The organism is Curtobacterium herbarum (genome assembly GCF_016907335.1).
Lineage (GTDB): Bacteria > Actinomycetota > Actinomycetes > Actinomycetales > Microbacteriaceae > Curtobacterium > Curtobacterium herbarum.
Map to the genome: position 1 here is coordinate 1,461,464 of NZ_JAFBBT010000001.1, position 13,489 is coordinate 1,474,952.

At 72.2% G+C, this 13,489-nt stretch carries 9 protein-coding genes; 3 read left to right on the forward strand and 6 right to left on the reverse strand.

Going from position 1 to position 13,489, the window contains the following annotated elements; genetic code table 11:
• Positions 1-23: 23 nt before the first annotated feature.
• The 5 genes from JOD51_RS17330 to aroA all read right to left on the reverse strand — a co-directional run bounded on the left by JOD51_RS17330 (position 24) and on the right by aroA (position 7,859).
• The gene (locus JOD51_RS17330; RefSeq protein ID WP_204607625.1) at positions 24-2,723 is read right to left on the reverse strand and encodes a helix-turn-helix transcriptional regulator; all 2,700 of its coding nucleotides are present in this window, start codon (positions 2,721-2,723) and stop codon (positions 24-26) included.
• Between the two features lie 623 nt (positions 2,724-3,346).
• Positions 3,347-4,132 (reverse strand): inositol monophosphatase family protein, encoded by a 786-nt coding sequence (locus JOD51_RS07060; protein WP_204607626.1) that lies wholly within the window; start codon positions 4,130-4,132, stop codon positions 3,347-3,349.
• A gap of 62 nt (positions 4,133-4,194) precedes the next feature.
• Positions 4,195-5,355 (reverse strand): ABC-2 transporter permease, encoded by a 1,161-nt coding sequence (locus JOD51_RS07065; RefSeq protein WP_204607627.1) that lies wholly within the window; start codon positions 5,353-5,355, stop codon positions 4,195-4,197.
• A gap of 84 nt (positions 5,356-5,439) precedes the next feature.
• Complete coding sequence (gene rsgA, locus JOD51_RS07070; RefSeq protein WP_204607628.1) at positions 5,440-6,492, reverse strand: ribosome small subunit-dependent GTPase A; 1,053 nt, start codon at positions 6,490-6,492, stop codon at positions 5,440-5,442.
• The gene (gene aroA / locus JOD51_RS07075) at positions 6,489-7,859 is read right to left on the reverse strand and encodes a 3-phosphoshikimate 1-carboxyvinyltransferase (protein WP_204607629.1); all 1,371 of its coding nucleotides are present in this window, start codon (positions 7,857-7,859) and stop codon (positions 6,489-6,491) included. The genes rsgA and aroA overlap by 4 nt, the downstream gene beginning before the upstream one ends.
• Positions 7,860-8,011: 152 nt before the next feature.
• Here aroA and JOD51_RS07080 point away from each other — a divergent pair, with 152 nt between their 5' ends.
• The 3 genes from JOD51_RS07080 to JOD51_RS07090 all read left to right on the forward strand — a co-directional run bounded on the left by JOD51_RS07080 (position 8,012) and on the right by JOD51_RS07090 (position 9,568).
• Positions 8,012-8,812: a sigma-70 family RNA polymerase sigma factor gene (locus JOD51_RS07080; protein WP_204607630.1), complete on the forward strand. Its 801-nt coding sequence runs from the start codon at positions 8,012-8,014 to the stop codon at positions 8,810-8,812.
• Positions 8,809-9,051: a zf-HC2 domain-containing protein gene (locus JOD51_RS07085; RefSeq protein WP_204607631.1), complete on the forward strand. Its 243-nt coding sequence runs from the start codon at positions 8,809-8,811 to the stop codon at positions 9,049-9,051. Before JOD51_RS07080 ends, JOD51_RS07085 begins: the two co-directional genes overlap by 4 nt.
• 79 nt (positions 9,052-9,130) lie before the next feature.
• The gene (locus tag JOD51_RS07090) at positions 9,131-9,568 is read left to right on the forward strand and encodes a GNAT family N-acetyltransferase (RefSeq protein WP_204607632.1); all 438 of its coding nucleotides are present in this window, start codon (positions 9,131-9,133) and stop codon (positions 9,566-9,568) included.
• A gap of 87 nt (positions 9,569-9,655) precedes the next feature.
• On the opposite strand, the gene JOD51_RS07095 is transcribed toward JOD51_RS07090, so the two are convergent.
• Positions 9,656-13,450 (reverse strand): multifunctional oxoglutarate decarboxylase/oxoglutarate dehydrogenase thiamine pyrophosphate-binding subunit/dihydrolipoyllysine-residue succinyltransferase subunit, encoded by a 3,795-nt coding sequence (locus tag JOD51_RS07095; RefSeq protein WP_204607633.1) that lies wholly within the window; start codon positions 13,448-13,450, stop codon positions 9,656-9,658.
• Between the last annotated feature and the right edge of the window lie 39 nt (positions 13,451-13,489).

Consider the following 13,489-nt stretch of genomic DNA (forward strand, 5'->3'; position numbering starts at 1 on the left):
CTCCCGTCCGTCTGCGGTCGCGTCTACCCCAGCAGCGCCACCAGGTGCGAGCGTGAGCGCGCCCCCACCTTCCGGTAGATCTGCGTGAGCCGGAGCTCCACCGTGCGCTGCGACATGTACAGCGACGAGGCGATCTCGCGGTTCCGGTAGCCCTCCGTGACCTTCTGGACCACGGCCTGCTCCTCGGCGGTGAGCAGGGTGAGCACCGGCGTGCCCTCCGGGGCGCTCCGCGGCGTCGTCGGCGACGGCGTCGAGTCGGCCTGCGGCTGCCGGAGCGTCGACGAGCCGACGGCCGGCGGCATCGCGGCGACGCCCTGCGGGGCGACGAGCGGACGCCGGAGTCCGGTGGCCTCGTAGGCCGCGGCGGCGGCGGCCCCGAGCCGGGCGCGGTCGGCACCGGTGCCCGTCGCCGCGAGTGCGGCGAGGGTCCTGGCTCGTTCGAACTGCGAGTCCGTGGGCTCGAACAGCTCGAGCGCTCGGTGCCGGGCGGCGTCCCGGGTGGTGTCGTCACCGACGAGCGCCAGGCTCCGGGCCAGGACGAGGGCACCCCAGCGTGACGGGTGTGCCCGGTGGTCGGCGGCCAGCCGGGCCGTCACCGTCCGTGCGTCGTCGGTGCGTCCCAGCCGGACGTAGGCCTCGACCAGGTCTCCGAGGTGCCGGAGCACCGTCGGGTTCCGCACCGTGCGCCCGATGGCGTCGGCGGTCTCGAGCGCGACCGCGGCCTCCTCGGCGCGGCCCTCGAACAGCAGGACCAGCCCACGCAGCGCGTGCAGCTTCGCCGTCGCACCCCAGAGCCCGCTCGTGGAGCGGACGGCCAGGCACCGGTCGAGGACCTCGAGGCACGCCGACGGGTGTCCCTCGAGGAAGTGCCGCCAGGCGATCGCGATGGCCCGCGAGGGCTCCCGCAGTCGCTCGACGACGCTCGAGCCGGTCTCCCACGCGTCGATCGCACGGAGGGCGAGCCGGAAGTTGCCCGAGCGCACCTCGTTCTCCGCGGTCAGGTACCGGGCCGCCTCGACCCACACCGGCGCGGTGTGCGACGACCGGGCCAGGACCAGCGCGAACACCCGGCGGGCGCTGCGGTACCGCTCGGACAGGCTGAGCGCGTGGGCCAGGAGCAGCAGCGTCGGGTCGGCGAGGGCCAGCAGGCTGGTCGTCGTCAGTCCGTCGTGCAGTTCCCGGTCCGGCGGCAGGTGTCCGTCGACCGCGGCGACCATGTGCCGTGCGGCCTGCAGGATCTGCGCCGTGTGTGCCGGCAGGGCGGGCTCGAACGGGCCGGCCCGGTGCAGCAGGTCGCGGGCGTGCTCCAGCTCCCAGGCCTCGGCCCGGAAGGCGGCGACCATGGCCAGGAGACCCGTCACGGCCTCCGTCTCGGCGGCGTCGGTCGCGTCGGCGGGGACGAGCAGTTCGTCGGCCTCGACCGCCTCGCCGCTGAGGTACTGCACCGAGTAGTGCAACCGCAGGCGGCGCACGTCGTCGAGGCGGGACCGGAACGGTGCGATCGCGGCGAGGTAGCGCGCCGCGTAGCCGAGCAGTCGGTGCGCGAGCAGGACCTCGGCGACCGCGAGGAGCGCCAGGTGCTCGCTCTCGGACCCGGTGCCGACGTGCAGGGCGCGCTCGGTGAGCGTCACCGCGGCACCGGCGTCGCCGTCCGTCGCGGACGCCAGGGCGGCGTGCAGGAGGGCGACGGCGTCCGGGACGTCGTCGGTGAAGCTCCGGTGCCACGCTGCGGCGCGCGGGTCGTGGGCGGTCGCGGAGACGGCGAGTTCGGCGTGCGCCGCCCGTCGGTCGCGAGCCGTCATCCGCCAGTGCAGGTACGAGCGCACGAGCGGGGAACGGACCGAGATCGACGGGCCGCGGACCGTGACGAGCCCGACGGACGCGAGGTCCTCGACGACGTCGCGGTCCCACTCCGGCCCGGCGGCCCTGGTGACGGGCACCAGGGAGAGGCGGGTGAGGACGTCCAGATCGCGTCCTGGGACCGACGCGACCACGGGGCCCGCGACGCGGTCCGTCGTCGGGGTGGGGCGGAGCGGCAGCACGAGGGGTTCCGTGCCGAGCAGCTGCTCACGGCGGAGCATGCCGAGCTGTTCCCGGAGGACGCCGGGGTTGCCGGCGGTCTGCTCCGCGATGACCGCCAGCACACCGTCGTTGGCGTCGTCGGAGGCCATCTCGCGGGCGAGCAGCAGTGCCTCGTCCGGGTGGAGGGCTCCCAGGCGCAGCGACGGCAGGGCCGCGAGCGGGCCGTCGGACGGCACGCTCGTCACCGTGGCGACGATCCGCAGGGACGTCCCGACGAGTCGGCCGGCGAGAAACGCGATGAGCGTCTGGCTCGCCTCGTCCATCCGGTCGAGGTCGTCGATGAGGACCATGGTCGGCGCCGTCTGCAGGGTGCGCAGCGTGTCGAGGAGTTCGTGCGCCACGACGATGACCTGGGCCGGGTCCGCGTCACGCACGGACCCGAGGATGCGGGAGACGTGTGCGGCGGCCCGGGGGTCGTCGAGTGCGCTGAAGAGCGTCGTCACACCACCGAGCGGCCAGCGGGACTCGCTGCCGTTCACGCCGATGCGGACGACGGGGAGGGAGACGCGGCTGCTGGCCGCGTCGAGGACGCTCGTGCGTCCGGAGCCGGGGTCGCCGACGACGACCAGCGCGGACTCCCGAGGGAGTACGGCGAGGGTCGTGATCCGGTCGACCTCAGTGCGTCGACCGGTGAGATCCATCAGGACTCACCGGCCTCCGGCGCCAGGGACGGGGGAGCGAGACGCGCCGGCGGGGAAGCCGACGACGTGGGAGCCCGCAGTGGAGTGGGTGGCTCCGCGGTGGGTCGTGCCGGCGGACGACGGGTGGGTGGCCCGGTTCGCTGGCTGGGTCGATGTGTGGACAGATCGCGGACGACGAGCCTGGGTGGGCTCGGTTCCGCTCGGGAACGATGATGTCATCGTCTTGATCACCCCTCGGGTTAGGGTCTTCGGACGAATGACGGCGGATCCGTGCTCGCTGGGACTAGGGATCCCGGTGCGTTCACATGACCTTCCGTCATGAGAACGCTAACCCCTCTTCGACCGGTCCAGGCCGTCCGTCAGGGAAAGGTCGCGATCCGCGTGCCCCCAGTCCGGGGGGACACGGGGTCGCCCTCCAGGACGGTGTGGTAGGCGCCGGGGTACAGAACCGTTGGTCTGCCTCGGCGGGCACTGCTCCGGTCAGTGGGATGTGACGCGTCACCCGGGCATCGGCGTGGCGAGGACAGGGGTACAAGCGGCTCCGCGGGCTCGGGGGACAGGGCGGAGCCGGACCGGCGTGGGGGTGGCGGGCGTGCCTCCTGCCCGTCGCGCGGAGCTGTCCGTCATCCGCGGCGGACGACCTCGACGACCGCGTCGTGGACCAGGCCGTTCGTCGCGAGGGCGCTGCCGTGCCACGGACCCGGGTCGCCGTCGAGCGAGGTGAACCGTCCGCCGGCCTCCTCGACGATCGGCACGAGGGCGGCGATGTCCCACGGCTTCAGGTCCGGTTCGCCGGCGACGTCGAGGACCCCCTCGGCGACCATCATGTACGACCACATGTCGCCGTAGGCGCGGGTGCGCCAGACCGTCCGGGACAGCGCGACGAGGGTGTCGAGCCGGTCGTCGTCGTCCCACTGCTGCAGCGAGTTGTAGCTGAGGCTGGCGTCCTCGAGCGTGCTGACGCCGGAGACGTGCAGCGGTCCCTCGAGGGAGTGCGCACCGAGGCCCGCGGCGGCCCACCAGCGCTTGCCCAGCGCCGGGGCGCTCACCACGCCGAGGACCGGACGGCCGTCGACCGCCAGTGCGATGAGGGTCGCCCACACCGGCACGCCGCGGAGGTAGTTCGCCGTGCCGTCGATCGGGTCGACGACCCACTGGCGGTGCCCCTCGCTCAGCGCGTCGGCACCGGTGTCCGCGGTGGTCTCCTCGCCGAGGAACGCGTCGTCCGGTCGTTCGGCCGTGAGTCGCTCGCGGAGCGCCCGCTCGACGGCCTGGTCGGCGTCGGTGACCGCGGTGTGGTCGGCCTTCTCCGACACGTGCAGGTCGCCGGCGCGGAAGCGGTCGAGGCTGATCGCGTCGGCGGTGTCGGCGAGGGAACGGGCGAAGTCCAGGTCGGCGCTGAGGTCCACGGGGGCCAGCGTAGCGGGGGCGCGGGCGCTGGCGCGGGGTGGCGGCTGTCCGGCTGCGGACGTCAGGCCGCCACGACCTCTTCCTCCTCGAGCAGGGTGACGGCGCGCTCACGGGCGATCCGGGTGCGGCGGGCGACGAGCCCGTGCACGACGACGCAGAGCAGCACGGCGGCGACGAGCCAGAGGGCCAGGACCAGACCGCTCCGGCCGAGCGAGGCGCCGGGGAAGTACTGCAGGTCCTGCGCTGCCTGCAGCCAGGCGGCACCGCTCCAGAACGTGTTGAGGCCGGCGAAGAAGCCGGGCTGGAACGCCGGCTGGAAGATCCCGCCCGACGACGTGAAGTTGAGCATCACGAACAGCATCGTCAGCACCGGGGTCGTCCACCGGCCGATGAGCGGGTGCAGGCCGACGCCGAGCGCGATGATCACCGCGTCGTACAGCCAGGCGAACAGGAACACCTGCCACTGGTGGGTGGTCAGCACGCCGTACACGGGGCCGGCGACGACCGTGCCGATGCCGGCGACGACGGCCGCGGTCACGAGCCCGACGACGGCGGTCCACACCGGGCGGAGGCGCGTGGCGAACGCGGCGACGGCGATCGCGGACGAGTACCCGCCGACGCTCAGGCCGACCAGCAGGAAGAAGAGCCCCTGGCCGGTGGTGTCCTGGTCACCGGTCGGGACGACGTCGACGACGTGGAACGGCAGGTGCTGGCCGAACGCGATCGGCACGAAGACCTTCTGCGCGGCCGAGGCGGTGGTCTCGCTGGCGGCCGTCGAGACGTAGAGGGTCGCGGCGGAGTCGCTCGGGGCGTACACGGCAGCCAGCTCGCGGTCGCGGACCTGCTGCTCGGCGCGCCGGGTGCTGGCGACGACGTGCGCGACGAGGGCGCCGTCGGACTGGTCGGTCACGGTCTGCGCGAACACCTGGGTCGCCGGGGTCGTGCCGACGATGCCGACCGGCAGGTCGTGCGGGGTCGGTGCGTGGAAGGCGCCGAGGTAGGCGAGCGTCATGCCGACCGCCAGGAAGAGCGGGACCAGGATGTGCGAGCCGAACGAGCGGAGCACGCCGGCGAGGCCCTGCGGGCGCAGCACGCCGGGGGCACGGTGGGGCGGGCGCGGGGCGGCGTGGCCGTGGACGGTGGCACCCGGGGTGGCGGCGGGGCCGGGGGCTGTGGAGGACGACGCGCTCGGCGAATAGTTGTACTTTGCAACTTCGGACACGAGGGGACAGCGTACGCCCGCCCGGGCACGAAGTCGAGCGGGCGCCGGCCCGGCCCGCCCGACCCGGTCGGCGCCGGCGGCGGCCTACGCCGTGCCGGGGTCCTCGGCGCCCATGCCGGTGAGCAGCGCCCGGAACGAGTCCAGCCGCTCGACGCCGGTCGCCCCGAGCTCGCCGTTCTGCACCCGGTCCACGATCTCCCAGTCGTGCGCCTGGTCGAGCGGGATGCCGTCGGGGGAGTCCTGCACCGTGACCGCGTGCGAGGCGAACGCGCGGAACACGTTCTCCGGCTGGACGTGCCCCAGGCCGAACGACCGGACGCCCGGCGTGTCGATGACCCAGCCGCCGTCCCGCACCCGCAGGGCGATCGAGGACGACGACGTGTGCCGCCCCCGCCCGGTCACCGAGTTCACGACGCCGATCGCCCGTGTCGAGCCGGTCAGGGCGTTCACGAGTGTCGACTTGCCGACGCCGGAGTGCCCCACCGTGACCGTGACCTTGCCGTCCAGCAGCTCGTGCAGCGCGGCGAACGGCACGTCGTCCGCCCGGCTCGTCACGATGCGCAGGTCCAGGCAGGCGAAGTGCGCCAGGAACGGGGCCGGGTCGGCGAGGTCCGTCTTCGTGATGCAGAGGATCGGGTCGAGACCCGCGTCGAACGCCGCCACCAGGTAGCGGTCGATCAGGCGGGTGCGCGGTTCCGGGTCGGCCGCGGCGACGACGACGAGCATCTGGTCGGCGTTGGCGACGATGACGCGCTCGACCTCGTCGGAGTCGTCGGCGCTGCGGCGCAGCAGCGAGGTGCGCTCGGCCACCCGGACGATGCGGGCGAGGGACCCCTCGTCGCCGGACACGTCCCCCGCGAGCGACACGTGGTCCCCGGTGACGACGGACTTCCGGCCGAGCTCCCGAGCCTTCGTGGCCGTGACGACGTGCTCGCCGTCCTCGTCCGTCACGAGGACGCCGAACCGACCGCGGTCGACGTTCGTCACCCAGCCGGTCGGCGCGTCGTCGTACGAGGGACGGGTCTTGGTGCGCGGCCGGTTGCCCTTCGGGTTCGGGCGCACGCGGATGCTGGACTCGTCGTACTGGCCGTACGGCTCGTCCTCGTCGCCGCCGTCGGTGTCGTCCCACCAGCTCATGCCGGGTCTCCCTCGGTGGTCTCGGCGTCCGTGCTCGTCGCCAGCAGGTCCGCCCACAGCTCCGGGAACTGCGGCAGCGTCTTCGCGGTCGAACCGATGTCGTCGACCGCCACGCCGTCCGTCACCAGGCCGACGACGGCCCCGGCGGTGGCCATCCGGTGGTCCTCGTACGCGGCCCAGTCGCCGCCGTGGAGCCGCGCCGGCTCGATCCGGAGCCCCTCGGGGCGTTCCGTCACCGCGCCTCCGAGACCGTTGACGTCCGCCGCCAGCGCGGCCAGACGGTCCGTCTCGTGGCCGCGCAGGTGGCCGATGCCGGACACCTCGCTCGGGCCGTCGGCCAGGGCCGCCAGCGCGACGAGCGCCGGGGCGAGTTCGCCGCCGCGCGTCAGGTCCAGGTCCACACCCGGGACGGAGGCCCCACCCCGGATCCCGACGCCGCCGTCGAACACCAGGTCGGCACCGTCGCGGGTCACGGTCGCGCCCCACAGCGGCAGGAGCGTCTCGAGGTCGGCACCGACCTGCGTCGTCTCGGTGGGCCAGGTCCGGATCCGGACCGTCCCACCGGCCACGAGGGCGGCCACCGCGAACGGGGCCGCGTTCGAGAGGTCCGGTTCGATCGTCACGTCACGCGCGCGGATCGGACCGGGGTGCACGACCCACTCGCCGACCGACGGCTCGTCCACCTGCACACCGCGCGCACGCAGGACCTCGACGGTCATCGCGATGTGCGGCAGGCTCGGCAGCCGTTCCCCGGTGTGCCGCAGGTGCAGCCCCTCGGTGAAGCGCGGCGCGGAGAGCAGCAGGCCGGAGACGAACTGGGACGACGCCGACGCGTCGATGTCGAGCGAGCCGCCGCGGACCGAGCCGGTGCCGACGACGGTGAACGGCATCGCGCCACCGCCGTCGTCCGTGACCTGCACCCCGAGGTCGACGAGCGCCTGGATGATCGCGGCCATCGGGCGCTTCCGGGCGTACGGGTCGCCGTCGATCGTCACCGGCCCCTCGGCCAGGGCGGCGAGCGGCGGCAGGAAGCGCATCACGGTGCCGGCGAGACCGCAGTCCACCCGGACGCCGCCGCGCATCGGCCCGGGCGTCACGCGGAGGTCCGGGCCGTACGGGTTCACCGGCTGCCCGGCCGTCGGCTCGACCTCGTCGACCCCGACACCGAGCTGCCGGAGCCCGGCCGTCATCAGCGCGGAGTCACGCGAGTGCAGCGGCAGGTGGATCGTCGACGGGCCGTCGGCCAGGGCGGCGAGCACGAGCTCCCGGTTCGTCAGCGACTTCGAGCCCGGCAGGGCGACGTCGCCCTGCAGCGGGCCGCGCGCGACCGGGGCGGTCCAGGGGTGGGAATGCGTCGTGGCTGCCATCGGTTCACCACACTACTGAACCCATCGGGAGGAGCACGGTGATCGCACTCGCACCGTCACGCACGGCCGACACAGCACTGCTGCCTCGGGCCGTCACGACGCTCGCCGAGCCACAGGGCCCGGACACCACCGTCCGCCTAGACTGGCGGGCGATGACGACCGACGAACCGCAGCACGCACCGGACGACCTGGTCGACGAGACCGAGGCGCAGCTCGACGCCGTCGAGGACGACGACCTCGCCGGCCTCGACGCCGAGCCGGAGCCGGAGCCCGTCGACGCGAAGACCGTGTCCGAGCACGAGCTGCGCCGGCTGTTCGAGGACCAGGCGCTGCCGTTCATGGACCAGCTGTACGGCGCCGCGATGCGGATGACCCGGAACCCGGCCGACGCCTCCGACCTGGTGCAGGAGACCTTCGTGAAGGCGTTCGCCGCCTTCCGACAGTTCCGCCAGGGCACGAACCTCAAGGCGTGGCTCTACCGGATCCTCACGAACACGTTCATCAACACGTACCGCAAGAACCAGCGGAACCCCTACCAGGGCACGATCGACGAGCTCGAGGACTGGCAGCTGGGCGGCGCGGAGAGCGTGACCCAGTCGATCTCGGCGCGCTCCGCCGAGGCCGACGCCATCGACCACCTGCCTTCCTCCGCCGTGAAGGACGCGCTGCAGGCCATCCCGGAGGACTTCCGGATGGCCGTCTACTTCGCCGATGTCGAAGGGTTCTCCTACCAGGAGATCGCCGACATCATGAAGACCCCCGTGGGGACGGTCATGAGCCGCCTCCACCGTGGACGCCGGCTCCTCCGTGGACTGCTGGCCGACCACGCACGCGAGACCGGTGTCGTCCCGGACGCAGCGTCGACGGCGACGATGCGCGGACGAGGCCGAGGTGCAGGCACGCGGGCGGCCACGACGGCCGGCACCCGCACGACCCGGAAGGACGCACGATGAGCGGGTGCGACTGCTCGAAGGCGAAGGCGGAACTCGAGGAGTTCCTCCACGACGAACTGCGTCACGAGGACGCCGCGGACATCCGCGAGCACATGGCGGGCTGCGAGGACTGCCTGACCGAGCACCGCGTCGGCATGGTGCTCATGGAGACCGTCAAGCGCGCCTGCCGCGAGACCGCCCCGGAGCAGCTCCGGGACGAGGTCCTCGCCCGACTCCGCGCGGAACAGTCCACGCACTGACCGCAGTCCACCCGCGGACCGCTCTGGACCGGGTCGTCACACCAGTGGTGACGGCCCCACGAACGGGTAGGGTGCGGACATGACCGACGCCGAGCCGATCAGCACCTGGACCGAACCCGACGTCGCCGCGGTGACCGACCTGGTGCGCCTCCTCGGCCACCAGGTGGAACCCGCCGCGATGCAGGCCCGACTCGATCGGCTCACCCCGGAGGCCGGACACCGCACCTGGGTGGTCCGCGGCGACGACGGTCGTCCGATCGCCGTCGCCGGCGCGCAGGTCACCTGGACCTACGCCAGCGACGAGCCGACCGCGCAGCTGCTGCTGCTCGTCGTCGACCCGACGGCCAGGAGGCACGGCACCGGTTCCGCGCTCCTCGGCACCTTCGAGACGTGGGCGGCCGAGCAGGGCGCGCGCCGGCTGTCCGCCGTCAGTGCCGCGGCGACCGACAACGCCCACCGCTTCTACCAGCGCCGCGGCTACCACGAGGCCGGCGTGCGGTACACAAGGTTGGTCTAGGACCATCCCCGGAACGAAAAACACCGGTGTTCGTCGGAAACACACACGCAGGGTGCGGTGTGGCCGACGAACACCGGTGTTTTGCTGCTAGCTCAACGCCCGGTCGATGACGCCGGCGGCTTCCTGCGCACTGCGCTTCGAGGAACCGGTCGCCGGGGCCGCGCTCGCCGAGCGGGACGCGACGGACAGCGGTCGGCCGTCGAGGTGCGGCGAGAGGTTCATGCAGACGAACGGCCAGGCACCCTGGTTCTCCGGTTCCTCCTGCGCGAACACGACCTCGGCCTCCGGGTAGCTCGCCAGGACCTCGAGGATCCGGTCGAGCGGCAGCGGGGCGAGCTGTTCGAGCCGGACGAGGGCGACGTCGGTGATGCCGCGCTTCTCCGCCTCGGTCCGCAGGTCGTGGTGGATCTTGCCCGAGTGCAGGACGACGCGACGCACCGCGCCCTTGTCGACGCCCTGAGCTGCCAGACGGTCGTCGTCCAGGACCTCCTGGAAGGTGCCGGTCGTGAAGTCGTCGACCGCGCTCGTCGCCTGGCGCAGGCGGAGCATCGCCTTCGGGGAGAACACGATGAGCGGCTTCTGCGGCTTCGCCCACGCCTGCCGACGGAGCAGGTGGAAGTACGACGCCGGGGTCGAGGGTCGGGCGACGACCATGTTGTCCTGCGCGCAGAGCTGCAGGTACCGCTCGATGCGGCCCGAGGAGTGGTCCGGTCCCTGACCCTCGTAGCCGTGGGGGAGCAGGAGCACCAGGCCGGAGCGCTGGCCCCACTTCTGCTCGGCGGCCGAGATGAACTCGTCGATGACGGTCTGGGCGCCGTTGGCGAAGTCGCCGAACTGCGCCTCCCAGAGCACCAGGGCTTCCGGTCGCTCGACCGAGTACCCGTACTCGAACGCCATCGCCGCGTACTCGCTGAGCAGGGAGTCGTAGATGAAGAACCGGGCCTGGTCCTCGGTCAGGTTCGCGAGCGGCAGCCACTCCTGGCCGTTCGTCCGGTCGTGGAACACCGCCTGGCGCTGCACGAACGTGCCACGACGGGCGTCCTGTCCGGCGAGTCGCACGGGCTTGCCCTCGACCAGGACCGAACCGATCGCCATGAGCTCGGCCATCGCCCAGTCCACACCGCCGGCACGGGTCATCTCGCGGCGCTTCGTGAGGAGCTGCTGCAGCTTCGGGTGGATCGAGAAGCCCGACGGCGGGTTGCCGTGCGCGTCGCCGATGAGTTCGACGAGCTCCTGCGAGATCGCGGTGTCGTGCACCTCGAGCTCGGAGTCGTCGCGCTGCGCAGTGGGACGCTCGAGGCCGTTCACGGCACCGGAGTCGTCCACGGCGACGGTCGGCATCGTGCCGGTCTGCGCCTCGTGCGTCTCGGCGAACGCGCGCTCCAGGCGGTCCTGGAAGTCACGGTGCGCGTCGTCGTACTCCTGCTGCGTGATGTCACCGCGGCCGACGAGGGCCTCGGTGTACAGCGTGCGGACGGAGCGCTTCGCCTCGATCAGGTTGTACATCAGCGGCTGCGTCATCGAGGGGTCGTCGCCCTCGTTGTGGCCGCGTCGGCGGTAGCAGACCAGGTCGATGACGACGTCGCGGTGGAACTCCTCGCGGTACGCGAAGGCCAGGTCGGCGACGCGCGCCACGGCCTCCGGGTCGTCACCGTTCACGTGGAAGACCGGCGCCTGGATCGTCTTCGCGACGTCGGTCGAGTAGACCGACGTGCGGGCGGACTCCGGAGGCGTGGTGAAGCCGACCTGGTTGTTGATGACCAGGTGGACGGTGCCGCCGGTGCGGTAGCCGCGCAGCTGCGACATCTGCAGTGTCTCGACGACCACGCCCTGCCCGGCCATCGCGGCGTCGCCGTGCACCAGGACCGGCAGCGTGCCGAACGTGCCGGCGGGCTTCCGGTCCTGCTTGGCGCGGACGATGCCCTCGAGCACGCCGTCGACGGCTTCGAGGTGCGACGGGTTCGCCGCGATCGTCACCGGGATGCGCGAGCCGTCCGAGGCGCGGAAGACGCCCTCGGTGCCCACGTGGTACTTCACGTCGCCGGAGCCCTGCCCGGACACGGTGCCGGGGAGCTGGGTGCCCTCGAACTCCCGGAAGATCTGGCCGTAGGTCTTGCCCGCGATGTTCGTCAGGACGTTGAGGCGACCGCGGTGCGCCATGCCGATCGCGACCTCGTCGAGGCCGGCGACCGAGGCGTGCTGGATCAGGGTGTCGAGGAACGCGATGGTCGACTCGCCGCCCTCGAGTGAGAAGCGCTTCTGCCCGACGTACTTGGTCTGCAGGAAGGTCTCGAACGCCTCGGCCTCGTTGAGCTTGCCGAGGACCCGCAGCTGCTCGTCCTTCGACGGCTTCGAGTAGGGGACCTCGATGTGCTCCTGCACCCAGCGGCGCTGCTCCGGGTCCTGGATGTGCATGTACTCGATGCCGACCGTCCGGCAGTAGGCGTCCCGGAGGATGCCGAGGACGTCACGGAGCGGTGCGGTCGTGGTGCCGGCGAGCCCACCGGTCACGAACTCCCGGTCGAGGTCCCAGAACGTCAGGCCGTGGCGCTCGATCTCGAGGTCGGGGTGCGTGCGCTGCCGGTACTCGAGCGGGTCGATGTCGGCCATCAGGTGCCCGCGGACGCGGTAGCTGTTGATGAGCTCCTGCACGCGTGCCGTCTTGTTGACCCGGTGCGCCAGGTCGACGTTGATGTCGTTCGCCCACTGGATCGGCTTGTAGGGGATCCGGAGCGCGGCGAAGATGTCGTCGTAGAAGCCGTGCTGGCCGATCAGCCGCTCGTGCACCTTCTTGAGGAACTCGCCCGATCCGGCACCCTGGATGACGCGGTGGTCGTAGGTGCTCGTCAGCGTGATGGTCTTGCCGACGCCGAGCTCGACGAGGGTCTTCGGTGCCGAGCCCTGGAACTGCGCCGGGTACTCGAGCGCGCCGGCGCCGACGATGCAGCCCTGTCCCTTGGTGAGGCGCGGGACCGAGTGCACGGTGCCGATGCCGCCCGGGTTCGTCAGCGAGATCGTCGTGCCCTGGAAGTCCGAGGGGGTCAGCTTGTTGTCCCGCGCGCGCTTGACGACGTCCTCGTAGACGGAGAGGAACTGCCCGAACGTCAGGGTCTCGGCGCGCTTGATGCTCGGGACGAGCAGCGAGCGCGTGCCGTCCTTCTTCGGGACGTCGATCGCGATGCCGAGGTTGACGTGCGCCGGGGTGACCAGGAAGGGCTTGCCGTCGCGCTCCTCGTAGGAGACGTTCTGGCTCGGGAAGTCCTTGAGCGTCTGGACCATGGCCCAGCCGATGAGGTGCGTGAACGAGATCTTGCCGCCGCGGGCTCGGCGCAGGTGGTTGTTGATGACGATCCGGTTGTCGATCATCAGCTTCGCCGGGATCGTCCGGACACTCGTGGCGGTCGGGACGCTGAGCGACGCGTCCATGTTCGACGCCAGGGTCTTCGCCATGCCACGGAGCGGGGTGGCGACGTCCTCGTGGGTCTCTTCGTGTTCGTCGGCGGCGTCGTTCGCCTCGGCCGGGATCGGCTGCGGCGACGGCTGCCGCGAGGTGGTGCGGGCCTGCAGGGGCGTCTTCGCCTCGCCGGTGGCGGGCTGCTGCGTGGACGAAGGACCGGCGACGGCGGCGGGCTGCTCGGCGGGGGCGTCCGCGGCGGCTGCGGCCTGGGCGGGCGCCGCAGCGGACGAGTCGGCACCGGTGGATTCGGCATCGGCGGCCGAGGTGCTCGGCTGCGTTCGGTGGTAGCTCTCGAGGACCGGCCACCACGACTCGTCGACGCTGTTCTTGTCGGCGAGGAACTGCTCGTAGAGCTCGTCCACCAGCCACTCGTTCGCGCCGAATTCGCCCGCGGTCTCGTCAGTTCCGGTCAGATGGCTCGACACAGCCGATCGCCCACTCTCCGTCGATTGATGCTCGTGTGT